This window comes from Dyella silvatica (assembly GCF_026283955.1).
Lineage (GTDB): Bacteria > Pseudomonadota > Gammaproteobacteria > Xanthomonadales > Rhodanobacteraceae > Dyella_C > Dyella_C silvatica.
Genome location: NZ_JAPDPE010000094.1, coordinates 1 through 22,217, shown reverse-complemented (window position 1 = coordinate 22,217; position 22,217 = coordinate 1). Strand labels below are relative to the sequence as shown.

Genomic DNA, 22,217 nt, shown 5'->3' with positions numbered 1-22,217 from the left:
CGACGACATGCATGCGGTGAGTGCCATCCAGCATGCACTGGATGCCGCCAGTCGCTGGCTCGACACACATGGCCAGCAACGAGAACGGCTTGAAGCCGGTGCGCGCGGGCTTGCCCTCACCCTTGCTCGCTGTGCCGCCGCGGCCTTGCTGGCGCGACAAGCGGCATGGTCCAACGCACGCGGCGATCGACGCCCCGCCGCCGCGTTGCGCCGCTTTGTCGCCCATGGTCTCGATCGCCTGGCCAGCCACGATGGCGCCGATACGCTGCTGTTACTCGGCTGACAGGCGACCTCGCGCAGGCATCTGCGCAGGTCGGGCAAGCATTTACAGCGAAGTCGTCAGCGTGGTCAGCCAATCCGGACTGATCGACAAAATCAGCGCCTCCAGCTTGCGGTCGAGCCCGGTCAGAATCAGCACGCCGAACAATACAAACAGCCCGCCCAGCACCGATTTGGCCACACTGCCGGCGGACACCAGCGAGCCGCGCAGCCGGGTCATGGTCGCGTTCGACAGCGCACCCAGTATCAGCAACGGAAAGCCGGCACCCAGGCCATACACCACCATCAATAACGCGATGTGGCCTAGGTCCTTGCCTTGCGCGGCCAGGGTAGTCGCCGCGCCCAGCGTCGGGCCGACGCACGGGCTCCAGACCAGCCCCAGCATCAAGCCAATCAAGAACTGGCTAAGCAGGCCGTCGCCCTTGATGAAACCAAGCCCTTGCTGGCCGGTCCAGCCGATCCGTGAGCTCACTCGCGAAAACAGCTGCTGCAGGCGCGTCGACAGCATGACCACGCCGAACAACACCATCAGCGCCGCAGCGACATGGCGAAACGTGCCGGCGTCCAGACCGATAGATGCACCCAGCGTGGCGATGAAAATGCCTACCAGCGCAAACGAAAGGCCGAGACCCAACGCCAGCATGGCGCTGCCCAGACGATGCCGGGACAGCGCGGACGCTATCAAAATAGGCAGGATCGGCAGCACGCAAGGCGATAACAACGTGGCCGCCCCTGCCAAAAAACCCAGTACATAAGTGCCGAAGCCGAAGTCCATCAGAGTGCCTGTTCCAGCACGGCGCGAATCGCGCTCTCCTGTGTCTGCCCGGTTGAGCGGCTGACCTCATGCCCTTGCCTGAACACGACAAAGGTGGACTGCTGGGCCACCTTGAGCGACTTCTCCAGCGCCGTCTCGGTGTCGAAATCGGCGACGAAGATGGTCACGTCCTTGAGCCGCGCTTCTTTCGATAAGCGGTCGAGAATCGGTTTTTGCGCCCGGCAGGTCGGGCACCAGTCCGCATGCAGGTAAACCACCACCGGCTTGCCTTCGGCCACCGCCTTGTCGTAATCCGCCTGCTTGAACGGCACCTCCCCGGCCCAAGACGCACCTGTCAACATCAGCAACAGAAGACCCCATAGATACGCGCCCTTGCCTGCTTTCATGATGGTCTGCACTCCGCTAGTGGTATGGAAATGGCTGGCCCAGGTGGCTTACGCCGCCTATGCCTGGTTATTCGCTGGCTGGGCCCACCGGGTTACGCACAGGCGCACACCATGCCTGCGGCACAGGCTACGGCGCCCATCAAGGGGCCTATCCAGGTCTTCGGCTCAAGCTGTCGCGCGGTTACCCCGGCGCGGTAGCGGCCTCAGGGACTTGAGCCATGCCGCTTGAGGCGTCTGGGCGTCGGTTGCCGCGGCGATACCGGCAACATGCCGAGCCGGCACCGCCCATACGGCGAGTAAGCAGGCCGCTGGCAGGCACCGACAGGCCGGCACCGACAGCCGAAGAAGTAATCCCCCGCCGACCGGGCTAAAATGCGCTGTCTTCCCCTCCCACGGCGCAGCAACCATGCAGCATCTCACCATCGTTACCACCGGCGGCACCATCGACAAGATCTACTTCGACGATAAGTCGGACTACAAGATCGGCGCACCGCAGATCGGCGAGATCCTGACCCAGCTGGGTGTGGCGTTTCAGTTCGATGTGATTCCCATCCTGCGCAAAGACAGCCTGCACATGGGCAGCGACGACCGCTCGCTGGTCCGCTCCACCATCGAGGCGCAACCGCATCGCCACGTGCTGGTCACCCATGGCACCGACACCATGGTAGAAACCGCGCGCGAACTGGCGCATATCAAGGGCAAGGTGATCGTGCTCACCGGCGCGCTGAATCCGGCCCGCTTCCAGGGCTCCGACGCGGTGTTCAATATCGGCTGCGCGGTGGCGGCGGTGCAGACCCTGCCTGACGGCGTCTACATCACCATGAATGGCCGCGTGTGGGATCCCGCCAAGGTACGCAAGAACCGCGACGCGAATCGTTTCGAAGAAGCCTGAGTTTGTAGAAAGTACCTGCGGCCGCTACGGCGCCGAGGCTTCAATCCCTCGATAAAAAAACCGGCCCTTGCAGGCCGGTTTTTTTATCCAGTCAGCACATCCCTGTGCTTGGTAAAGAGACTGGCAACAGGCCAGCCTCTGGTTACAGCGTGCTTACTGCACGGTCAGGGTGATGTCATCGAGCACGAATGACGTCTGCAGCGAGCTGTTCTCCGCACCGGTGAACTTGATCGTCACCGTCTGGCCGATGTACGGGGCCAGATTAGCCGTATGCACGGTGTAGCCGCTGTTCTGGTTGAGGTTGGAGTAAGTAGCCAGCGTGGTCAGCAAGGTGCCGGCCGAGTTGAACACCTGCACCTTCAAGGTGTCGTTGGCTTTCGTGGTGGAGGTTTCAGCGGTGTCGATATGCAGGTAGTACTGCAGCGTGGCCGACGTCTTGCCCGCCGGAATCGCTACCGTCTGCGCCACCGTGTCGGTATGCGTGCTGCCATAGCCGTCCAGCCATGCATCCCATGAACCCGCATGCGCCGGTTCGCTGGTGGTGTCGTTGTTGAGCACGCCAGAGCTCATCGTCCACGGCGAAGCCGCACCCGATTCAAAGCCGGTATTGCCCAGCAATTGAGTCGGTACACCACCACTGCTCACCGTGACCGACTGGGTCTTGGTGTTGGTGGCACCGGTGCTGTCGGTCACCGTCAGCGCAACGCTGTAGGTACCGGCGGCCGCGTAGGTGTGGCTCGGGCTGGTGCTGGTCGAGCTGCTGCTGTCACCGAAATTCCACGAACGCGAGGTGATCGTGCCACCGGTATCGGTGGAGCTGTCGGTGAAGTTAACCGTCAACCCACTCACGGTATCGCTGAAGTTGGCTACCGGCGTACCGCCGGTCGAGCCGCCACCCCAGTACTTGGTGATATAGCTGCTGAACTTGGCGATATCCAGGCTGCCCCAACCGGTGGTGTAGTCCCAGCCAGCGGAAGCGTTGTAGCCGTAGCCGTTGTAACCGTTGTTGCCCGAGGTCACATCGTGCAGCGGGGTGGTATCGGTGGCGAAATACTTATACATGTTCGAGGTCGGCAGGCCCAACTTGTTGCCGTTGGCCGACTGGATACGTGCATACACACCGACAAAGATCGGCGAGGCCAGGCTGGTACCGCCAACCTGCTCCGGCGAACCGTTGACGATAACGTTCTCGCCAGTGGACTGCGCCGCATCGAACGCCACGTCAGGCAGCACGCGCTTGGTCACCGAAGCGCCCAGTGCGGTGGTCTGCCAGGCCGGTGCGGCTTCGAATTTGCTGACGCCGCCGCCGGTGGCCCACAGACGCTCATCGGACGGGTTGTTCTGGTCTTGCTGCAGACCTTCGTTCCACACCGTTTCACCCGCCCACACGTTGCCGTTGGTGCTCAACGTGGTGCCGCCCACGGCAACGACGTTCGGCGAGGTCGCCGGCTCGCTGACCGAGTACTGAGCCAGGTTGACGCCCGACAAAATGTTGCCGCTGCTGTCGGCGATATCGCCGCCTTCAGACTCGTACACGCCTTCATCGCCCGACGAGACGGAGAAGGTCTGGCCTTGCGCCGCCGCCTGCTTGAACACGTTGTCATCGGCGGCCTGGGTGCCGTCGCTGTTCGCACCGGTCTCGTCGAGGCCGAGCGACACATTGATGACTTTCGCCACATTGGCCGTGGTCGCTGCGTTGTATGCCGCGGTCAGCGAGGCATTGGTCAAGCAGCTGTCGCTCGTATCGCAGTTAGCCGCCGCGTAGAAGATCAGCTTCTGCACGCCGCCCGAGGTACCGACGATGGATTGGCTGTCCAGGTTCCACTCGACATAGCTGCTGCCGTCATCGGCGAGGCCGCCGGTGCCGACCGTCACCGTCTGCGTGCTGACCGTAGCGAGGCCGGCATTGCTGGTGAAAGTATTCAGGTCGGAGATGGTCTGGGTCATGGTGCCCCAGCCGATGATGCCCACCGTCGTGGCCGATGCTGTCGGCGTGCTGCCGGCGTCGTAGATGGCGGCGAAATCATTCGCGTTGTGCGGGCCCTGCGTGGCGTTGCTTTGCAGGTTGCTATGCACGCCCGTGGCCGCAGGGTTGGCAATGACATGGCTCATCACGTGCGGCACATCGAAGTTCTGCAGGCCCAGTACCGAGCCGACGATCGAACCCAACGATTGCGGCACGGTAACGTCGGCCGCATTGGCGAAGCGCGGCTTACCCTTGAAGTTGAAGGTCTGCATGCTGCTGCGGAACGCCGCATTGGCACTCATGGCGTTGCCGTCGGCCGTCACCAAGGTGTTGTTCGGGGTGATCTGCACATTGTTGAAACCCGCTTGCTGCAGGTGAGCCACCACGGCCTGTACCTGTGCGTCGGTCGGCGCGTACTGCGCCTTGAACTGAGCCGGGGTCAGATACTTGTGATAGTTCGGGCTACCGACCTGATCGAGCTCGCGCAACAAGGTGTTCAACTGCGACTGATTGCGCAGCTTCAGGCTGACTGCCACATGCAGCGGCTTGCTGGCTTCCAGCGGCATGACCTGGGTGGCATCGACGTGCGGATGCCCCACCATCGACAACGTCGAAACACTATTGGCTGTGTTTTGTTGAATCGCCGCATGCGTACCGGTGGCAACCCAGGTTTCACTGGCTTGTGCTGACAGGCTCATCACCGCCAACGACAGCGCCAGCGGCAACAACGCCTTGCGATACGCCTGCTTTCCCTCACCCCTAAAGCAATTATTACTAAGCATTACCCATCTCCTAGACATTTTCGGGGACGAACGGGCCTTATGCGGCCGCATGGACCCCATCAATAGAAATAGCCGTGCCTGACACGGCCCCAGATTTCATCGTTGTCTAGCGATCCGAAAACATCCGGCACATAGTTCCCCCCGCCACTCCGTGACATGGCTATATGCGAGACGTAATTGCATGACCGTGCGTGCTCGAGTGCGGCAGCCACCGTCATTAAGGATCATCCGCCATCCCTCCAATGGCGAATCATTTGACGCTAAGTAATAAATGAAACCATGTCAATCTTCACTATGTGATTTTTAGCGGCACTTCACCCTAGCTAGGAAAATGTATTAGTCCGTAATTTATTTCGCTAAATGTCACATTATCGAAAATAAATTCGATCGCGTTATTTCCTTCGCCATCGGCATTAATAAACGCTTATCCAAACTCAAATAAAAATTATCTGACGCAATAAAAAACGCCCGCAAGGCGGGCGTCGAATCAATCACTAGATGAATGACTATCGGTGTCGGGCGACTTACAGCATGCCGGTTTCCAGCTTGGCCGCATCCGACATCATCGAATGGCTCCACGGCGGATCGAACACCAGGTCTACGTCCGCCTCGGCGATGGTCGGGATCAATTCGAGCTTGGTCCGGGCATCGTCGATCAAGATGTCGCCCATGCCGCAACCGGGCGCGGTAAGGGTCATTTTCACGTAGACCTTGCGCTGATCCTGCTGCATATGCTCCAGGCTGACGTCATACACCAGCCCCAGCTCTACCACATTGATCGGAATCTCCGGGTCGAACACGGTGCGCAGCTGCTGCCACACCAGCTTCTCGACATCTTCGTCGCTGGCATCGGCGGCCAGCTCGATCGGCGCGGGGGGCTCTTTGCCCAGGGCATCGGCATCGGAGCCGGCAATGCGGAACAGATTGCCCTCCACGTACACCGTGAAACTACCGCCCAGGGCCTGGGTGATATAGCCGATCTGGCCGGCCGGGAGGCTTACCGTCTCGCCCTGGGGCACCATCACGGCGCTGCAGTCACGCTCCAGGGTGAAAGGTTCGCTACTTAGACTAAAACCACTCATGCCTTTACCTGTCTCTTACCTGTTCGGGGCGCGGCTGATCGCCGCTGCCAGCCCGCCATGATACTCGGGCGCCCGGCCAAGCCGGTCATATGGGCCGATAACCAAGGTAAGTCGGGATGATCGACGCTCATCTCAAGGCCCGCCGGGCGATAAGCCCGGCGGGCACCACTGGCCGCCGTCGCTAGTACGGCGCTAAGTCCAGTTCGCTCAGGGGGTCCAGCTGGCTTTGATGCTTACGCCGGAAAACGCCGCATAACCACGCAGTTGCACGTAGTACTTGCCCGTCTTGGTGGTGGCGAAACTGCAGCTTTCGTTGTTGCCGCTCTTGTACGGGCGGCAGTCATAGGTGCTGGTGCTCGGGGCGGAACCGAATTTCACATACAGATCCGCATCGCCACTGCCACCCGAACTGGCAATCAGTAGATTGCGTGCGCCCGCCGGGATATCCACGGTGTAGTTGAGCACGGCGCCGGAAGCCGCCGCCTGACCAGTCACCGCCACGCCATTCTGCAGCGCGGTGGTACCACCGCCGCCACCGGCGCAGCTGACACCGACGCCGGTAAAGGCCGCGGTCACGTCACTCACCGTGTAGCTCAGGTCAGTAGCCGCCTTTTGCACACCGCACGCGCCTGAGTTGAAGGTTTCATCGGCATTCCAATAAATCGCATTGGCACGCTCGAATACCTCAAACGCCTTGCGGGTGCCCCAGCCACTGGTTTTCGCCAACAAGCAGAACGCCTTGTTGTACACGCCGCTGGAATAATGCACATCCAGGCTGCTGGTGTAGTTCGCCGCATTGTCGATCGAGCCGCCATCCTGCGGCGGATTACACATATAGCGCAACGCATCGCCGATGCCGGCACTGGCCTTGACGATTTCGGCACCAACCAGGAAATCGTTCTTGCCACGGTCGTAGAACTCCACCGCCTCACCGGCCATGTCCGAGAACGCTTCGTTCATGCCGCCAGACTGGCCGCTGTAAGCCAGGTTGGAGTGCTGCTCGGTGAAACCATGACTGATTTCGTGACCGGTCACGTCCAGCGATACCAGCGGATAAAACGTGCTCGCACCGTCGCCGAAGTTCATCGAGGTGCCATCCCAGAAGGCATTTTCATAGCTGCTGCCGTAATGCACATTCATCACCAGCACCTGGTTGAGCGGCGGAGCGCCAAACCATGCCTGGTACATGTCATGCACGACGCCACCGAAATGATGGGCGTCGTTGATCGGCGAAAACGCACCGTTGATGCCGTCGCCCTGGCTGGTCGGGCAGATAAAACTCCACAAGGTGCCGGCCCCGGTGGTCTGCTTGAGGTTGTAAGTCTTCACACTGGCGTTCTGCGCCGTACAAGTACTGCCCGACTGGGTCACCTTGAGCGGACCGTAATCGGTGCCGTAGTTGTATTGACCGGTTTTCTGGTTGCCACCCGGTCCATTCGCATCGAAGTCGGCATAGGCAAGCCCGTCCCACTGCTTGATCACCTGGCCGCTGTTGGCGTCGATGATGGCGGTGGGCCGCGACGGCTTGTCGCCATCGAGCACATACGAGGTGAGATAAATCAGCCGGGCACGGCCACTCTCATCAGGATAGACGTACAAATCCGCACGCTCATTGCGCGGTGCATGGCCAGCCTTGGATAACAGGCTGGTGTTGGCACGCAACGAGGCCAGCGCCTGCGACGTGCTCAAGCGTGGCGTCACTGAACTCAGATCGGCCTGCACGTTCTGCAGCAAGCTGCCATTCGCACTCAGCGAATTGCCGCTGGCGTCCTGTTCGACCGCGATGCTGCGACCATAGACCGGCACATTTTTGTAGTACTGCTGCATGCGCACTACTTGCGTACCGTGTGCCGTTTTCGCTGCCTGGCGTGCCACCAGACTGTTATCGGCACTTAACCCCAAGCGAGCAACCAGCTGATTGCTCGGTGTCACCCCTAAGCTCTGCGCGCGCAGGTTTTGCACATCGGCCGCATGGGCAGCCGTGGCGCCGGCCAAGCCCATCAGGGCTAGCCAAACGCTTGCACGCTTATATTTCGTCATTACCTGAGTTGTCATTGCGGTGTTCTCCAAATGGTTATGGGAAAAACGACGCGACGCTGCTGGCTCCTCCCCCAGGCAGCGCGAAGACTCCCTCATGCACAGACATGGCTTGCTTACGAATCAGCAGGCAAGCCGACCCCCTTCCCGCCCCCAGAAAAACAGGCAAGAACCTACGCCGCACCGACAGTGCGTTGATGCGCGATCAAGACGATTGAGGTCACCGTCGAGTCTCCCTCCCGACGATCGTTCGACGCTAGCACGGGCCATCGTCAGCAAAGCGTGAAAACATGCGATTCATGCAAAGAAATTGCGACGCCCATCGCTTTGCCGCTCGTCACCGAGGATGACCGCCCCACCCGCGTACCGACGGCGCCCGGCTATGATGTGCGTTTGCCCAAGGAGCCACCGTGCCCGCACCCGCCTCACGCCCAGTCCGGAACCCGTTGCGTACCTTGGCAAGCTATCTATTGGCGCTGCTTAGCGTGGCCATGCTGGGATTGGCGGCAGGGGCGGTATGGATGCTGCCGACCATGTACACCGGCCGCTCCATGCCCTGGCTGGCACTGCCGCTGGGCTGGCTGCTCGGCCGGGTCATCCGCTCGTGGATCCGTCAAGCAAGCCTTGGCGCCGCGGTGCTGGCGGTCATGGCGACCATGCTGGCGGCGACTTACGTCAGCATGCTGACGGCGGCGGCCTATCTCGCCTGGAATATGGGCATCGACTTTACCGACGCGTTAGCTACCGCAGGCAGCGGCATGCTGCTTCAGTTGGCCAAGCTGACCCTGGCTCCCGCTGACCTAGTCTGTTTTGCGGCCGGCTCTGCGCTGGCGGCATGGGCTGCGTTGCCGCGCAAAGCGCCATCGCCCTGATCGCGCCATCGCGGCTAACGGCAGCGAACCTCGCCTGGCTGCGGCAGAAGATTGGCAAGCGCAGTCGCCGGCTTAAACCAGCACACCAACCAGCACACCCGGCCCTCGGCGTGCTGATCAGGTGCCCGGATCAGGTGTCCAGCGTTTTCAGTTCAGTCACCAGCTGACCGGCTGCGGCCTGGCCATCGCCATAAAGCATGCGCGCGTTATCGGCATAGAACAGCGCATTCTCGATACCGGCAAAACCGGTACCCTTGCCACGCTTGACCACGATAACGTGCTTGGCATGGGAAACATCGAGAATCGGCATGCCATAAATCGGCGATGCCGGATCGGTCTTGGCCAGCGGATTGACGACGTCGTTGGCGCCAATCACCAAGGCCACGTCCGTAACCGGAAATTCGGGATTGATATCTTCCATGTCGGCGATCAGGTCGTAAGGCACGCCGGCCTCGGCCAACAGCACATTCATATGGCCCGGCATGCGACCGGCCACCGGGTGAATCGCGAACTTCACCTTCACCCCACGGGCGATCAGCGCCTGCGCGAACTCCCACACTTTATGCTGCGCCTGCGCCACCGCCATGCCATAGCCAGGCACGATGACCACGCGCTCGGCGTACGCCATCATCACCGCTGCATCGGCCGCTTCGATCGGTTTCTGGGCGCCGCCGATGTCTTGCGCGGCGGCGCCGCTGGCACCAAAACTGCCGAACAACACATTGCCGATCGAGCGGTTCATCGCCTTGGCCATCAACTGCGTCAGCAAAGTACCGGCGGCTCCCACCACGGTACCGGCGATAATCATCGCCTCGTTCTGCAATACAAAACCCTCCAGCGCCACCGCCAAACCGGTAAACGCGTTGTAGAGCGAGATCACCACCGGCATATCGGCGCCGCCGATCGGCAAGGTCATCATCAAGCCGAATAACAGCGACAGCGCGAAAAACGCCGCGATCAACGGCAGGCTGAGCTGGCCGCAAGCGATCGCCACACCCATGCCCACCGCGACGGCCAGCACCAGCATGTTGACGGCGCGCTGCGCCGGAAACACAAAGCGCTTATCCAGCCAGCCTTGCAGTTTGGCAAAGGCAATCAACGAACCGGAAAAACTGATCGCACCGATCAATGCCCCCAACACCGCCAACGCCAATTGCATGGTGCCCGGCGCACTGGCGCCTCCGGCGGTGAACTGATCGCCGCCCAGCAGCGTGATGCTTTGTCCGCTGTAACCAATCAGCTCGACTGCACCGATGGCGGCGGCCGCGCCGCCGCCCATGCCGTTATACAAGGCGACCATCTGCGGCATATCGGTCATCGCCACGCGCCGCCCCGACCACCAGGCCGCCGACACACCGATCAACACCGCGGCGAGAATCAACCCACGATTGCCGATATCGGGCAAGGCCAACGTCGCCAACACCGCCAGCAACATGCCCACACCGGCCCAGGTGATACCGCCGCGCGCGGTGCGTGGCGAACTCATCCGCTTCAAGCCAAGAATGAACAACAACGCCGCGAGGAAGTAACACGCCTTGATCACGTCGGGCAGCCAGGCCATTACTTGCTCTCCTTGTCGCTTACGCCAGGCTTGCTTGATTTGAACATCTCAAGCATGCGCTCGGTCACCACATAGCCACCGGCGGCATTGCCGGCACCGAGCAGAACGCCGAGAAAACCAATCGCAATTTCAAACGATGTATGCGCATGGCCTAGCGCTATCATGGCGCCCACCAGCACAATACCGTGGATAAAATTCGATCCGGACATGAGTGGCGTGTGCAAGATCACGGGCACCCGCGCAATGATCTCGTAACCGGTGAATGCTGCCAGCATGAATATGTATAGCGCCAGGAACCCGTCGATCATGACCTCTCCGTGCCGATTCACCTTTATCGGGGCATCATACGGTTGCGGGTCAACCTACGCGAGCCCGCCGCGTTGAATGCAGGGGTCGAACCGATGGAAACCCCCGATGCGCGCTCCGACAACGCGGATGACGATGCAATGAACAGCATCGCGTCTACGCTTGACGCGGATCTAGTCAGTCCCGATCTGCTGGCTGACGAAGTCCGTGCCACGCCAACCACTATCGACGCCTTTCTGGCGCAGGTGGAGCGGCGTGCTTTTCGCATGGCTGAAATGAATCTCGGCCACCGTGAAGACGCCATGGACGCGGTGCAAGATTCGATGCTGCGGCTGGTCAAGCATTACCGCGACAAACCCGCCCAAGAGTGGCCACCGCTGTTCTGGGGCATTTTGCGGCGCCGCATCGTCGATTTGCAGCGCCGGCGCAAGGTGCGCTCGATCATGGTGGGCTGGCTGGGTGGCGGCCGTGACGACGATGGCGACGAATTGCCCAGCTGGGAACCACCCGATACCGGGCCGGGTCCACTTGATCGGCTGCAAGATTCGCAGTCGTATGCCGATATGGCGACAGCCGTGAAAAAGCTGCCGCGGCGTCAACGCGAGGCTTTCATGCTGCGCGTACTGGAAGGCCTGGATGTAGCAGAAACCGCACAGGCCATGGGCTGCTCTGAAGGCAGCGTAAAAACCCATCTGTCGCGCGCCATGCAACATTTGCGCGATCAATTGGAGGTATGGCGATGAATGCTTTACCGCGAGGCAGCCCAGCATATCGACCCGGTCACCGCAGGTCGCCTGCGCGCGGCGCGGCGTACCGCCCTGGCCGCGGCAGCGCCTGCATCGCGAATGATGCGCCTGCTACCCACCGGCGCCGTGGCATTCACCTTGCTGGCGCTGATGGTATGGTCGCCACTGCTCAACCATCCCAATATGCCGTTGCCGGAAAGCAGCGCCGTTGCAGGTCAGATCGCCGATGTTGACAGCGAATTGCCGCTGGACGCTGTCAATGCCGACCCCAAGCTTTATCAGAATCTCGATTTCTACGGTTGGCTCGCCACCGATGGCAGTCACCAGGCGAATCACTAAATCATGCGTCTTTCTCGCTACGCGCTAGCCCTGTTGTTGGCCGGTCTGCTCGGCAGCCCGGTCACACCATTGCTGGCGCAACAGCTCACGATTCCCGCCGCGGCGCCGCAAGGCCCAGCGGCGCCGCGGCCATGGGAAAGCCTTTCGCCGAGCGAGCGCGAGATGCTGTCGCCGATGAGTCAGGGCTGGAATGCCCTGCCGCCGGCGCGGCAAGCACAGATGCTGGAGCGCGCCAAGCAATGGAACCAACTTCCGCCTGACCGGCGGCAGGAAATCCGGCAGCGTATGGCCCAATGGCAGCAAATGACCCCCGAACAGCGCGAACAAGCGCGCGCCAATATGCGCAAGTTCCAGCAACTGCCGCCCGAACAGCGCCAGCAATTGCATAACGCTTATCAGCATTTCCAGCAGTTGCCGGCAGATCGCCGCGATCAACTGATGCGCCAGTGGCAGCAAACTCACGCCATGCCGGCCATGCCGCATAATCGTGCGCCGTCCGGCTTTCCGTCAGGCGGCGGTCGTGGCAGGCATTAACTGCCGGTCGAGTTAGCCGTGAGATGGCGCCGGCAAAAGCAAACTCTTGCGCCAACGCCACTCATCCGCACCCGCGATCAAGCCTGAAAGCGCGTCTCGCCGGCATGCGCCACACAGCTTTTCGACACCAGCTCGTCGTCAAAATCAGGCTGCAAGACACCGTCGCGTATCAACAATTCGACGAAGTTATACACATTGCGCGCGTACATCTCCGACGCATGCAAAGGTGCGCCGGCAGGCAGGTTAAGCGGCCCCAGAATGCTGACGCCAGCGTGCTCTACCCGCTCACCCGGGCGAGTCAGTTCGCAGTTGCCACCACCCTCCGCCGCCAAGTCCACAATCAGCGCCCCCGGCTTCATACCTTCGACCATGGCTGCACTGAGAATCTTCGGTGATGGCCGGCCCGGCACCGCTGCCGTCGTGACTATCACGTCGATCACCTTGAGATGATCGGCCAACGCCTGTTGCTGAGCGGCGCGCTCCTGCGCCGATAGCTCGCGCGCATAGCCGCCGCTGCCGGCTGCACTCACCCCAAGGTCGAGAAATTTCGCCCCCAGCGACTCCACCTGCTCGCGTGTTTCCGGACGCACGTCATAACCTTCGATCTGCGCACCCAGGCGGCGTGCCGTGGCGATTGCCTGCAGCCCGGCCACACCGGCGCCGATCACCAACACACGCGACGGACGGATCGTGCCTGCGGCGGTGGTCAGCATGGGAAAGAATTTCGGCGCGGCCTCGGCGGCAATCAGCATCGCGCGATAACCCGCCACCGCCGCCTGCGAACTGAGCACATCCATCGCCTGGGCGCGCGTCGTACGCGGCAATAACTCCAAGGCGAATGCGCTGAGCTTGCGCCGCGTCAACGCATCTACCCGCGCCGTCGCGCCGTAAGGCCGCAGCTGGCCCACCAACACCGTGCCTTCGCGCAAAGACTCATAAACCGCATCGTCCGGCGGCAACACACAGGCCAGCAAATCAGCTTGCGCCAATACGCCGGCGGCATCGGTGAATTCAGCATCGGCATATAGCGCATCAGGAAACCCGGCAGCGACACCCGCGCCGCGCTCCAGCAACACACGCACGCCTTTGCCGTGCAGTTTCTTCGCCACTTCAGGCGTAATCGCCACACGCCGCTCAGCGGCGGCGGTTTCACGCAATGCGGCCACGGTGATCGGCATCGTGCATCCCCAGCGGAAAGATTTGTGCATCCTAGCCTATGCGCCGAGCCGCGTCGTCTCTCGGCGAGAGTCATCCAGACTCAGTCAGCTGCCCACCGCACATCTCGTCTCGCTCGTGTTAGGTTTGCTACTCATCTAATGGAATGGATGCATATCATGTCGGAACGCACTACTTACACACGCCCTCTGCATACCCTGCTCAGTGGCATGGCCCTGGGTTTGGCAGGATGCAATCAAGCCATCCCCGATCCGCAAACCCCGGAAGAAATCAAAACCTTCTGTGCTTCCCCCAAACTGCAGAAAAAACTGGCGGCGATCAAAGATCTACGGGCCCGGCAAGCACTTGGCGACACCTGCTTTCGCAACGGCTATTACCTACCCGACAAGCCCAGGGCCTGGTAGCAAAATACCTGGCTTCACATCGTCAATGAGCGGAGTAGACTGAGCCGCCGTCGGTCTTCATGAGCGGTCATGGCGTGCTACCGCGGGTTTCGAACTGGAGATCCCGATGCCTATGCACGTCGATGTCGATTCACTGCTGCTATTGGCCCGCGAAGCACGCGAGCAAGCTTATGCACCGTACTCACACTTTTATGTCGGCGCCGCGGTGCAAACCCACGACGGCCGCCATTTTCTCGGCTGCAATGTAGAAAACGCCGCCTACGGCCTATGCAATTGCGCTGAGCGCACCGCGCTGTTCGCCGCCATCGCCGCAGGCTGCAAGCCTGGCGATTTCGCCCGGCTCGCAGTCATTGGCGACACCCCCGAACCCATCAACCCGTGCGGCTCCTGCCGCCAGGTAATGGCCGAGCTATGCGACACCGACATGCCGGTGCTACTGACCAATCTGCAAGGCTCCGTAAAAGCCACCACCGTGGGCGAACTGCTGCCCGGATGGTTTCGCCTGCCCAAGTGACAACGCCCCTGCTGCTAGCATGACGGCTTTGATGCCGAGCTCGCCCATGTCCTCTCCTCTGTCCCTGCTGCAACAACGCCACTCCGCCCCATCGCGCCAGCTCAGCGAGCCCGCACCGGACGAAGCGACCCTGCACGCAGTGCTGGAGGCCGCGATCCGCGTACCCGACCACGGCAAACTGGCGCCGTTTCGCATCATCCTGTTGCGTGGCGAAGCCAAGCTGCATTTCGGCGAGCAATTGACCGCCCTGGCGATTCGCCGCGATCCGCAATTGCCCGAATCCAACCGCGAAAAAGAGCGGCTGCGCTACACCTTCGCGCCGCTCGTCGTTACCGTCATCGCACGTATCGACCACAGCAGCAAAGTGCCGGCCATCGAGCAAAAACTCAGCGCCGGCTGCGTTGCTCACAACCTGCTGCTTGGCGCTTATGCGCTGGGCTATGGCGCGCAATGGCTGACCGGCTGGGCGGCCTACGATCCTGAAGTCGCCGCGCTACTGGGCCTGGCCGAGAACGAACAGGTGATCGGCTTCGTCCACCTCGGCACCGCGCAAATCGACATCCCCGACCGCGACCGCCCCGAGCTTGCCAGCCTGCTCAGCACCTGGTCGCCATGAACACTGCCAGCAGCCACCTGCCCACCGCTCACCTGATCGATGGCAGCCTCTACGTGTTTCGCGCCTGGCATTCGATGCCCGACGAATTCACCGACAGCGAAGGCCACCCGGTCAACGCCGTGCATGGCTTTACCCGTTTTCTGTGCGAGCTGTTGGAAAAAACCCAGCCCGAACATATCGCGGTGGCCTTCGATGCATCCCTCACCACCTCGTTTCGCAACGCCATCTATCCCGCCTACAAAGCCAATCGAGAATTGCCGCCACCCGACTTAGAGCGTCAGTTCGTACTCTGCCGCGAAGTCGCCGAAGCCCTAGGCATCGTCGTACTCATCGATCACAGCTTTGAGGCCGACGACCTGATCGGCAGCGCACTGTGGAGCCTGCGCAGCCAGGGCTTTCGCAGCGTGATCGTCTCCGCCGACAAAGACTTCGGCCAACTACTGGGCGAACACGACGAGCAATGGGACTACGGCCGCGGCCTGCGCTGGGGCCCGGCCGGCGTACACGAAAAACTCGGCGTGCACCCGCACCAAGTCGCCGACTACCTGGCACTATGCGGCGACTCGGTCGACAACATTCCCGGGGTTCCCGGCATCGGCGCCAAGACCGCCGCCGCCTTGCTCGCCCATTTCGGCGATCTCGACGCCTTGCTCGAACGCGCCGATGAAGTGGCTTTTCTACGCCTGCGCGGCGCCGCCAGCACCGCCAAAAAACTGCGCGATCATGGCGAAGATGCACGCCTCTACCGCCGACTCACCCGCATTGCACTCGACGCCCCGGTTCCCACCGACGCCGATGCCCTGCGCCGTCAACGCAGCGAATGGCCACGGCTCGAAGCACTATGCGAACGCCTGCGTTTCGGCCCGATGACCCGCACCCGATTGAAGTCACTGATCGACTAAGCCGCGACCACCCCTCAACTTGTGGCTGTCATGACCAAGCGGCACCATGCGTACATCCCTTCCACACACGACCGCCCATGAATCAGCCTGTAGACACCATCCCCAGCGATGCCCACGCCAGCGTAGAAACGCTTTATCAAGGCCGTTGGCTAAGCCTGCGCAAACGTGGTCGCTGGGAATACGCCGAACGCAATAATCCCGGTGGCGCGGTGATCATTCTGGCCGTCACCCCGGAAGACAAAGTGCTGTTCGTCGAGCAATACCGCGTGGCGATTCTGAAGAAGACCATCGAGATGCCTGCGGGCCTGGTGGGCGATCTGGTCGGGCAAGACGATGAAAGCGCCTTGCTGGCTGCGCAGCGCGAGCTGGAAGAAGAAACCGGCTATCGCAGCAGCCGGCTGGAGTTCATCCACGAAGGCCCTTCTTCGTCGGGCATGAGCACTGAAATCATTGCCTTTGTGCGCGCCTGGGATTTGCAGAAGGTCGGCCCGGGTGGTGGCGATGAGAGTGAGAATATCGTGGTGCACGAGGTGCCTCGATTGGAGGCCGGCGCTTGGTTGTTTGCTCGCGCTGGTGAGGGGTATTCGATTGACCCTAAGTTGTTTGCTGGGCTTTGGTTTATTGAGCATGGCAGGTTGGGGTGAGGCTTGGGTGTTGGCTCGCTGAGTAGCTTTCTGTGTTTGCGTTACTGGAGTGATCGTCTGCGTTCGCCGCCGGAGTGATCGTCTGCATTCACCTGGTTGATGCTGTCTCGCGAGTTTGTCGCCTGCGGCGGGCTTTCGACCTCCTACCGGAGGCCGAGTCACTTTTCTTTGCGTGGCCAAAGAAAAGTAACCCAAAGAAAGGCCAACCCCGCTTGTCGCCCTGCGGGTGCGTGAGGGCTGGCCGGGCTTTTCGACAGGGCTCCTGCCCTGGCGAAAAGGACTCGGCGTCCCTGCCGAGCCCCCTGCGGGCCTTCTCGTCCAACCCTCACCGACGCACAGGGGCCCCGAAGGTCAAAAGCAGGCGCAACGGCAACAGCGAGAGCCGTGCGGTGTCGTGCCGACTTTCGAACGTGCGACTTATGCCCGGCGACTGCATGCAGTCGCACCTGAGTGCGCGCAGGATGCGCGCTGCTGTTGGGACCCCTATACCGCGGTGAGGCTGGGACGACAGGCCCGCAGGGTGGCAGGCAGGACGCCTGCCACTTTTCGCCAGGGCAGGATGCCCTGTCGAAAAGCCCGCCCCAGCCTCACGCACTCGCAGGGCAGGATGCCCGTAGAGCGCGGCATGGGGGTGGCCTTTCTTTGGGTTACTTTTCTTTGGCCACGCAAAGAAAAGTGACTCGGACCCCGGCAGGGGTTCGAAAGCCCGCCGCAGGCGAGCCAGGTCGCGATACCACCACAAACAAGCGCAAAGCTCCCAAAAAAGGCCCCACTCCCCCAAACCCTAAAGATTCCCAATCCCCGGCCGATTTCAATGTGACGTCGCACTAGCGACCTTCATTTGGATGGATTGCCGCCCATGAAAACCTTGCTCGTTTCCGCCCTGCTACTACTGGCCCCGATAGGCGCCCACGCCGCCTGCGCCCCCACCGACTTCGCCATCCAGGATTTCAAGATGAAGGCCACCGGCAGCGGTGCCGGCCTGCGTCTTAGCCTGAGCGGCCAGTTGGTCAACCATTGCGCCGAAGCGGCAGCCGCGCAGGTGCGTGTCGATGCCAAGGACGCCAGCGGCAAAGTACTGCAGACCAAGCAGGGCTGGCCCGCCGGCACCGCGAATATCGCGCCCGGCCAATCCGTCACCTTCGATCTCGGCCGTCTATTTCGTTACCAGGCGGATATGCAGGATTACACCGTCGGCGTCGCTGACGTGAAAACCTGGTAATTCAACGCCGCACCGAACCCGCACGATTTTTGGCCCCGCAAGGGGCCATTTTTTTGGAACGGGGAACGGGGAACGGGGAACGGGGAACGGGGAACGGGGAACGGGGAACGGGGAACGGGGAACGGGGAACGGGGAACGGGGAAAAGCCTAAAAAGCAGAAGCTGAAAAGCAAGAGAAAAATCAAAGAAAACCAAAAAAGATCAAAAAAGAGCGAGACGCCGCAGGCACCACTCGACCTTCACATTCCCCGTTCCCTATTCCCCGTTCCCCGCTCTTAATTCACTGCAACAAAAACAATTTATCGAACCCCGCCACTCGCAACGTCCCGCGCAACTCGCCGCCCGCATTGACGATACGGATCTCGGCACGCGCGCCACCGGCATGCTCGCGCAGCAACAGCAGCATGCCCAGAGCCGAGCTATCCATGCTGCTCACTTCGCCCAGGTCGATGACATAACTACGAGCCGGCGCACGGCTGCCGAGGCAGGCATCGTGAAAATCGCGGTGTACGGAAAAATCGAAATGCTCGCCAAGTTGCAAGGTCAGGCAATCGAGCTGGGTATCGTGATGCGTGGTCAGGCTCATACGCATGATTCCTCAATAAGTGCTGTTTCCCGCAGGCCGGGAAGACAAAGATCAGAACAATTCAATTTCGCCCGCGTCCATCGTGCTTTGCAGCGCCGGACCGCGCGAACGCAGGCGGGCTTTTTCGCGCTGCACCGCCAGGCGTGAACGCACCCGATGCGCGCGATCGGCCAGCGCCACGGCATCGATAGGGCCGCAGGCCAGCGCTTCGATGTCATGCGTGCACTCGGCGGTGACCTCTTGCAGTTCGACCAGACGCGTACGCGTCTGGTTGATCAGCTGGCTGAGAATGTCCTCGAACTGCAAAGAGCGAATCGTGGTGGATACATCGTTGCCCAGGCCGCGATTGATCTCGACCACCTGATCGGCCACGGCGCTGGTACGGGCATCGCTTTCAGTCACGTGGGCCATCATCGCGTCGATACCGCCCTTGGCCGACAATGCCACGTTGAGATCCTGCGAGGCCATGGCGCCGACCAGCCCGCGCAACTGCTCCATCGCGGCACGGGCGCGTTCGACGTGGCTGCCGATCTGTTCGTTGAACTGATTCGAATGGCTGGCCAGGTTGCGAATCTCCCCGGCCACCACGGCGAAGCCGCGACCCGATTCACCCGCACGCGCGGCCTCGATAGCTGCGTTCAAAGCCAGCAGATTGGTTTCTTCGGCAATCGTGTTGACGTTTTTCAACAGGCCAAACACCGCATCCATCTCCCTCGCCATGCCGTCAATGCGATAGACGATGCGCAGGCTTTCGCGCGACAGCTGCACGATCAGGCCAACAAAATGCTCCAGTAAATCGCCGGTGCGCGCGGCGAAATCCTGCACCGAGACACCGCCGTTCTGCGCATCGATGATTTGCTTGAGCAGCGATTGCTGCAGGCCGGTCTTTTGCGACAAGCCATCAAAGCCACCACCCAGCTCAGACACCGCATCGCGCAGCAAGTCCATCGCCTGATGCAGCTCGCGCGACGCATGGCCCAGCTCATCGACCAAGGCGCCGCGCACATCCTCAAGCGCTTCACGCACCGGGGTGTTATCAGCTGCCGCGGTTTGCAGCACCAACGTATGGCTGGCGCGTGCCGCGCTGCGGCGCGACTCGATCATCCACACCGCGGTCAGCGCAATCACCGACAGTGGCGCCAGCCACAGCGGGTGCCAGAACAAGCAAAGCAGCAATGCCAGCACACTGACGGCGAAACCGTTCCATGGAACAAAGGCCATAGGGCGTGCAGCATGCGATGGATGAATGACTGACATGGGTTTGTCCAGGAATCAGATAGCCGCGCGCAGGACGCGCGCGATAGGTTGGCGCGCCAGCTCCAGCAAGCGCGCCGCGATATGGTCCAGCGGCAGCATTTCGCTGGCCGCGCCCAGCTTCCAGGCCGCACCTGGCATGCCCCAGACCACCGAGCTGGCCTCGTCTTGCACCAGGGTCATGGCACCGCCTTCGCGCATTTCGGATAGGCCACGCGCGCCGTCATCGCCCATGCCCGTCAGCAAGACCCCGATGGCAGGCGCACCGATGCTGGCCGCGACGGAGCGGAACAACACATCCACACTCGGCTTATGCCGATTGACCGGCGGACCATCGTGCAGCCGGCACACATAGCGGGCACCGTCCCACATCGCCAGCAGATGCTGACCGCCCGGCGCGATATAAGCGTGACCATGTTGAATCGGCTGGCCGTCACGCGCCTCGCACACCCGCATCGCCGAGCAATTGTCCATGCGGCTGGCGAAGGGCCCACTGAACGCAGCGGGGATGTGCTGGGTAATCAAAATCGGCGGCGCATCCGGCGGCATCGCTTCAAGCACCACGCGAATCGCCTCGGTGCCGCCGGTGGAGGCACCGATGGCGATGATGCGGCTGCCACCGCGCGAGTCGGGTGTCTGTGCGCGCGGCAACACCGCATCGGCGCTCAACCGCGGCGGCACTTCCAGCTTGCGCACCGTGCTGCGCACCCGCGGCCGGGTAAGCGCGGCCAGCTTCACCTTGGCGCAGATTTCCTGCGCACCGGCAGCGAAGGTGCTCGCCAGGTCGTTGCTGGGCTTGGTGAAGAAATCCACCGCGCCCAGCTCCAGCGCGCGCAAAGTAACCTCGGCCCCCTGTTGAGTCAGCGACGACACCATCACTACCGGCATCGGCCGTAGCCGCATCAGGTTTTCGAGAAAGGTCAGCCCATCCATGCGCGGCATTTCGACGTCCAGCGTCAGCACATCGGGTTCGAGTTGCTTGATCTTCTCGCGTGCGATCAGCGGATCGGCCGCCACACCCACGACTTCGATGACCGGATCACAGGCAAGCATGGTCGACAGCAGTTTCCGCACCAACGCGGAATCGTCGATCACCAGTACACGCACTCTTTGCATTGCTGTTTGCTCGCCTTTGTTAGGGTGAAGCGAAGAACCAGAGATGGGATTCCTCGCCCCTCCCCCTGCACGCAGGGGGAGGCTGGGAGGGGGTAGCTCTGATGGCAAAGCCTTACCCCTCCCCAACCCTCCCCTGCACGCAGAGGAGGGAGCTGATTGTCGCCAAGGTCATCACCGATGCCGCCAAAGACCCGAAGGCAGGCTGCCGCAACCGATCCATGACATTCGCCCATCGCTCTAGAACAACTCCACCTCTCCCTTTATCGGATCGTTTGCTAAACGCTTGAGGTAATGCTGCTCACTATCGACCAGGCGGCTCTGCTGCAAACCGTGCAGCAAGCGCGTGCGCACCCGGCCACTACGCGGAAAAAACTGCACCTGGCGCGGATGTACGTCGCCGACGTCCTCGGCACTCAGAGTCAGGTTCTCGGCTTGCAGGTAGCGCCGCACAAAGGCGATATTGCGACGACCGATATCGGTCATCTGCGCCAACACCCGACCGCCGCCGAAGATCTTCACTTCCAGATCCTCACGGCGTCCGCCGACCTTGAAAATGGCATTGATCAGCTGTTCCATCGCATCGTTGCCATAACGCGCCGCGCGACTCACCGTGGCCGACCAGCCATCACGCTCACCGACCGGCTCTGGCAGCATGAAATGGTTCATGCCGCCGATGCACAGGCGGCGGTCGCGAATGCAGGCCGATACACACGAGCCCAGCACGGTGGAAATCATTTCATCCTGCGCGCTCACATAAAACTCGCCCGGCAACAGCTTGGCCGTCATGCAGGCCTGGGCCGGGTCCCAGAACCGGCGCACATGCTCGAAGCCAGGCAATACAGGGGCCGCGTCGGCTTGCGCCCTGGCCGATGACATGGGCCGATTCATGTCACACGCTTGCGGTAAATAGTGCGACCGATCAGCTCGAAGTCGTCCGACAGGCCATGCATCGATTCAGAATGGCCGAGAAACAAATAACCGCCCGGCGCCAGCATGTTGGCGTAGCGGCGAAACAATCGTTGCTTGGTCGGCTTATCGAAATAAATCACCACATTGCGGCAGAAAATCGCATCGAACGGCCCCTGCATCGGCCATTCGTGCAACAAATTCAGCAGCTGGATACTGACCAGTTCACGCAAGCGCGGGTGCACGCAGGCGAAGCCGTCATAGCTGCCTTCGCCACGCAGAAACCAGCGGCGCTGACGCTCCTTGCTTACCCCACTCATG

The 22,217-nt window shown here is 61.5% G+C and carries 24 protein-coding genes and 1 pseudogene; 12 read left to right on the top strand and 13 right to left on the bottom strand.

Features of this window, described 5'->3' with window-relative positions; all coding sequences use genetic code 11:
- A pseudogene (locus tag OUZ52_RS16810) lies at positions 1-283 on the top strand (acyl-CoA dehydrogenase family protein); the annotation flags it as partial.
- A gap of 42 nt (positions 284-325) precedes the next feature.
- On the opposite strand, the gene OUZ52_RS16805 reads toward OUZ52_RS16810, so the two are convergent.
- The gene (locus tag OUZ52_RS16805; protein WP_266159691.1) at positions 326-1,054 is read right to left on the bottom strand and encodes a cytochrome c biogenesis CcdA family protein; all 729 of its coding nucleotides are present in this window, start codon (positions 1,052-1,054) and stop codon (positions 326-328) included.
- Positions 1,054-1,440, bottom strand: coding sequence for a thioredoxin family protein (locus tag OUZ52_RS16800; RefSeq protein WP_266159690.1), 387 nt, complete (start codon positions 1,438-1,440; stop codon positions 1,054-1,056). The genes OUZ52_RS16805 and OUZ52_RS16800 overlap by 1 nt, the downstream gene beginning before the upstream one ends.
- Positions 1,441-1,846: 406 nt before the next feature.
- On the opposite strand from OUZ52_RS16800, the gene OUZ52_RS16795 reads away from it, so the two are divergent.
- Positions 1,847-2,332, top strand: coding sequence for an asparaginase domain-containing protein (locus OUZ52_RS16795; protein WP_266159689.1), 486 nt, complete (start codon positions 1,847-1,849; stop codon positions 2,330-2,332).
- 153 nt (positions 2,333-2,485) lie between these two features.
- On the opposite strand, the gene OUZ52_RS16790 is transcribed toward OUZ52_RS16795, so the two are convergent.
- The 3 genes from OUZ52_RS16790 to OUZ52_RS16780 all read right to left on the bottom strand — a co-directional run bounded on the left by OUZ52_RS16790 (position 2,486) and on the right by OUZ52_RS16780 (position 8,202).
- Positions 2,486-5,080 (bottom strand): protease pro-enzyme activation domain-containing protein, encoded by a 2,595-nt coding sequence (locus tag OUZ52_RS16790; RefSeq protein WP_266159688.1) that lies wholly within the window; start codon positions 5,078-5,080, stop codon positions 2,486-2,488.
- Positions 5,081-5,604: 524 nt separating this feature from the next.
- Positions 5,605-6,162: a putative Fe-S cluster assembly protein SufT gene (gene sufT, locus OUZ52_RS16785; protein ID WP_266159687.1), complete on the bottom strand. Its 558-nt coding sequence runs from the start codon at positions 6,160-6,162 to the stop codon at positions 5,605-5,607.
- Positions 6,163-6,369: 207 nt separating this feature from the next.
- Complete coding sequence (locus OUZ52_RS16780; RefSeq protein ID WP_266159695.1) at positions 6,370-8,202, bottom strand: M4 family metallopeptidase; 1,833 nt, start codon at positions 8,200-8,202, stop codon at positions 6,370-6,372.
- Positions 8,203-8,609: 407 nt separating this feature from the next.
- On the opposite strand from OUZ52_RS16780, the gene OUZ52_RS16775 reads away from it, so the two are divergent.
- Positions 8,610-9,071 (top strand): hypothetical protein, encoded by a 462-nt coding sequence (locus tag OUZ52_RS16775; protein ID WP_266159686.1) that lies wholly within the window; start codon positions 8,610-8,612, stop codon positions 9,069-9,071.
- A 130-nt stretch (positions 9,072-9,201) separates the two neighbouring features.
- On the opposite strand, the gene OUZ52_RS16770 is transcribed toward OUZ52_RS16775, so the two are convergent.
- Complete coding sequence (locus OUZ52_RS16770; protein ID WP_266159685.1) at positions 9,202-10,632, bottom strand: NAD(P)(+) transhydrogenase (Re/Si-specific) subunit beta; 1,431 nt, start codon at positions 10,630-10,632, stop codon at positions 9,202-9,204.
- Complete coding sequence (locus OUZ52_RS16765; protein WP_266159684.1) at positions 10,632-10,940, bottom strand: NAD(P) transhydrogenase subunit alpha part 2; 309 nt, start codon at positions 10,938-10,940, stop codon at positions 10,632-10,634. Before OUZ52_RS16765 ends, OUZ52_RS16770 begins: the two co-directional genes overlap by 1 nt.
- A 138-nt stretch (positions 10,941-11,078) precedes the next feature.
- On the opposite strand from OUZ52_RS16765, the gene OUZ52_RS16760 reads away from it, so the two are divergent.
- Genes OUZ52_RS16760 through OUZ52_RS16750 form a run of 3 tightly spaced genes read left to right on the top strand, consistent with a single transcriptional unit; the run spans position 11,079 to position 12,557 of the window.
- Positions 11,079-11,681 (top strand): RNA polymerase sigma factor, encoded by a 603-nt coding sequence (locus OUZ52_RS16760; RefSeq protein ID WP_266159694.1) that lies wholly within the window; start codon positions 11,079-11,081, stop codon positions 11,679-11,681.
- Positions 11,682-12,023, top strand: coding sequence for a hypothetical protein (locus OUZ52_RS16755; protein WP_266159683.1), 342 nt, complete (start codon positions 11,682-11,684; stop codon positions 12,021-12,023).
- A gap of 3 nt (positions 12,024-12,026) precedes the next feature.
- Entirely contained in the window at positions 12,027-12,557 is a 531-nt protein-coding gene (locus tag OUZ52_RS16750; RefSeq protein WP_266159682.1) for a DUF3106 domain-containing protein, read from the top strand.
- A gap of 77 nt (positions 12,558-12,634) precedes the next feature.
- On the opposite strand, the gene OUZ52_RS16745 is transcribed toward OUZ52_RS16750, so the two are convergent.
- A complete protein-coding gene (locus OUZ52_RS16745; RefSeq protein WP_266159681.1) occupies positions 12,635-13,735 on the bottom strand; it encodes an NAD(P) transhydrogenase subunit alpha in 1,101 nt (366 codons plus the stop codon).
- Between the two features lie 156 nt (positions 13,736-13,891).
- On the opposite strand from OUZ52_RS16745, the gene OUZ52_RS16740 reads away from it, so the two are divergent.
- From OUZ52_RS16740 to OUZ52_RS16715, 6 genes are all read left to right on the top strand, one after another.
- Entirely contained in the window at positions 13,892-14,137 is a 246-nt protein-coding gene (locus tag OUZ52_RS16740) for a hypothetical protein (protein ID WP_266159680.1), read from the top strand.
- Between the two features lie 106 nt (positions 14,138-14,243).
- On the top strand, positions 14,244-14,651 hold the full coding sequence (gene cdd / locus OUZ52_RS16735) for a cytidine deaminase (protein ID WP_425493869.1): 408 nt from the start codon (positions 14,244-14,246) through the stop codon (positions 14,649-14,651).
- Between the two features lie 46 nt (positions 14,652-14,697).
- The gene (locus OUZ52_RS16730) at positions 14,698-15,267 is read left to right on the top strand and encodes a nitroreductase family protein (protein ID WP_266159679.1); all 570 of its coding nucleotides are present in this window, start codon (positions 14,698-14,700) and stop codon (positions 15,265-15,267) included.
- Positions 15,264-16,169, top strand: coding sequence for a 5'-3' exonuclease (locus OUZ52_RS16725; RefSeq protein WP_266159678.1), 906 nt, complete (start codon positions 15,264-15,266; stop codon positions 16,167-16,169). The genes OUZ52_RS16730 and OUZ52_RS16725 overlap by 4 nt, the downstream gene beginning before the upstream one ends.
- 77 nt (positions 16,170-16,246) lie before the next feature.
- Entirely contained in the window at positions 16,247-16,813 is a 567-nt protein-coding gene (locus OUZ52_RS16720) for an NUDIX hydrolase (RefSeq protein ID WP_266159677.1), read from the top strand.
- A gap of 859 nt (positions 16,814-17,672) precedes the next feature.
- On the top strand, positions 17,673-18,035 hold the full coding sequence (locus tag OUZ52_RS16715; RefSeq protein WP_266159676.1) for a hypothetical protein: 363 nt from the start codon (positions 17,673-17,675) through the stop codon (positions 18,033-18,035).
- A gap of 279 nt (positions 18,036-18,314) precedes the next feature.
- Here the strand turns inward: OUZ52_RS16715 and OUZ52_RS16710 are convergent, their stop codons facing one another.
- The 5 genes from OUZ52_RS16710 to OUZ52_RS16690 form a co-directional block, all read right to left on the bottom strand.
- On the bottom strand, positions 18,315-18,626 hold the full coding sequence (locus OUZ52_RS16710) for an STAS domain-containing protein (RefSeq protein WP_266159675.1): 312 nt from the start codon (positions 18,624-18,626) through the stop codon (positions 18,315-18,317).
- Between the two features lie 45 nt (positions 18,627-18,671).
- Positions 18,672-19,841 carry a methyl-accepting chemotaxis protein gene (locus tag OUZ52_RS16705; protein ID WP_266159692.1) on the bottom strand — a complete coding sequence of 390 codons (1,170 nt, stop codon included), beginning with the start codon at positions 19,839-19,841 and terminating at the stop codon, positions 18,672-18,674.
- A gap of 51 nt (positions 19,842-19,892) precedes the next feature.
- Entirely contained in the window at positions 19,893-20,990 is a 1,098-nt protein-coding gene (locus OUZ52_RS16700; protein WP_266159674.1) for a protein-glutamate methylesterase/protein-glutamine glutaminase, read from the bottom strand.
- 237 nt (positions 20,991-21,227) lie between these two features.
- Positions 21,228-21,866 carry a chemoreceptor glutamine deamidase CheD gene (gene cheD, locus OUZ52_RS16695; protein WP_266159673.1) on the bottom strand — a complete coding sequence of 213 codons (639 nt, stop codon included), beginning with the start codon at positions 21,864-21,866 and terminating at the stop codon, positions 21,228-21,230.
- A gap of 8 nt (positions 21,867-21,874) precedes the next feature.
- Positions 21,875-22,217, bottom strand: a 343-nt coding sequence (locus OUZ52_RS16690; RefSeq protein WP_323135365.1) for a CheR family methyltransferase, incomplete at its 5' end; no start/stop codon positions are given.

Excerpts from the sequence above, each read along its gene's own strand:
- OUZ52_RS16805 (WP_266159691.1), bottom strand. The coding sequence starts at position 1,054 with ATGGACTTCGGCTTCGGCACTTATGTACTGGGTTTTTTGGCAGGGGCG.
- OUZ52_RS16800 (WP_266159690.1), bottom strand. The coding sequence starts at position 1,440 with ATGAAAGCAGGCAAGGGCGCGTATCTATGGGGTCTTCTGTTGCTGATG.
- OUZ52_RS16795 (WP_266159689.1), top strand. The coding sequence starts at position 1,847 with ATGCAGCATCTCACCATCGTTACCACCGGCGGCACCATCGACAAGATC.
- OUZ52_RS16790 (WP_266159688.1), bottom strand. The coding sequence starts at position 5,080 with ATGCTTAGTAATAATTGCTTTAGGGGTGAGGGAAAGCAGGCGTATCGC.
- sufT (WP_266159687.1), bottom strand. The coding sequence starts at position 6,162 with ATGAGTGGTTTTAGTCTAAGTAGCGAACCTTTCACCCTGGAGCGTGAC.
- OUZ52_RS16780 (WP_266159695.1), bottom strand. The coding sequence starts at position 8,202 with ATGACGAAATATAAGCGTGCAAGCGTTTGGCTAGCCCTGATGGGCTTG.
- OUZ52_RS16770 (WP_266159685.1), bottom strand. The coding sequence starts at position 10,632 with ATGGCCTGGCTGCCCGACGTGATCAAGGCGTGTTACTTCCTCGCGGCG.
- OUZ52_RS16765 (WP_266159684.1), bottom strand. The coding sequence starts at position 10,940 with ATGATCGACGGGTTCCTGGCGCTATACATATTCATGCTGGCAGCATTC.
- OUZ52_RS16760 (WP_266159694.1), top strand. The coding sequence starts at position 11,079 with ATGAACAGCATCGCGTCTACGCTTGACGCGGATCTAGTCAGTCCCGAT.
- OUZ52_RS16755 (WP_266159683.1), top strand. The coding sequence starts at position 11,682 with ATGCTTTACCGCGAGGCAGCCCAGCATATCGACCCGGTCACCGCAGGT.
- OUZ52_RS16750 (WP_266159682.1), top strand. The coding sequence starts at position 12,027 with ATGCGTCTTTCTCGCTACGCGCTAGCCCTGTTGTTGGCCGGTCTGCTC.
- OUZ52_RS16745 (WP_266159681.1), bottom strand. The coding sequence starts at position 13,735 with ATGCCGATCACCGTGGCCGCATTGCGTGAAACCGCCGCCGCTGAGCGG.
- OUZ52_RS16740 (WP_266159680.1), top strand. The coding sequence starts at position 13,892 with ATGTCGGAACGCACTACTTACACACGCCCTCTGCATACCCTGCTCAGT.
- cdd (WP_425493869.1), top strand. The coding sequence starts at position 14,244 with ATGCCTATGCACGTCGATGTCGATTCACTGCTGCTATTGGCCCGCGAA.
- OUZ52_RS16730 (WP_266159679.1), top strand. The coding sequence starts at position 14,698 with ATGTCCTCTCCTCTGTCCCTGCTGCAACAACGCCACTCCGCCCCATCG.
- OUZ52_RS16725 (WP_266159678.1), top strand. The coding sequence starts at position 15,264 with ATGAACACTGCCAGCAGCCACCTGCCCACCGCTCACCTGATCGATGGC.
- OUZ52_RS16720 (WP_266159677.1), top strand. The coding sequence starts at position 16,247 with ATGAATCAGCCTGTAGACACCATCCCCAGCGATGCCCACGCCAGCGTA.
- OUZ52_RS16715 (WP_266159676.1), top strand. The coding sequence starts at position 17,673 with ATGAAAACCTTGCTCGTTTCCGCCCTGCTACTACTGGCCCCGATAGGC.
- OUZ52_RS16710 (WP_266159675.1), bottom strand. The coding sequence starts at position 18,626 with ATGCGTATGAGCCTGACCACGCATCACGATACCCAGCTCGATTGCCTG.
- OUZ52_RS16705 (WP_266159692.1), bottom strand. The coding sequence starts at position 19,841 with ATGGCCTTTGTTCCATGGAACGGTTTCGCCGTCAGTGTGCTGGCATTG.
- OUZ52_RS16700 (WP_266159674.1), bottom strand. The coding sequence starts at position 20,990 with ATGCAAAGAGTGCGTGTACTGGTGATCGACGATTCCGCGTTGGTGCGG.
- cheD (WP_266159673.1), bottom strand. The coding sequence starts at position 21,866 with ATGTCATCGGCCAGGGCGCAAGCCGACGCGGCCCCTGTATTGCCTGGC.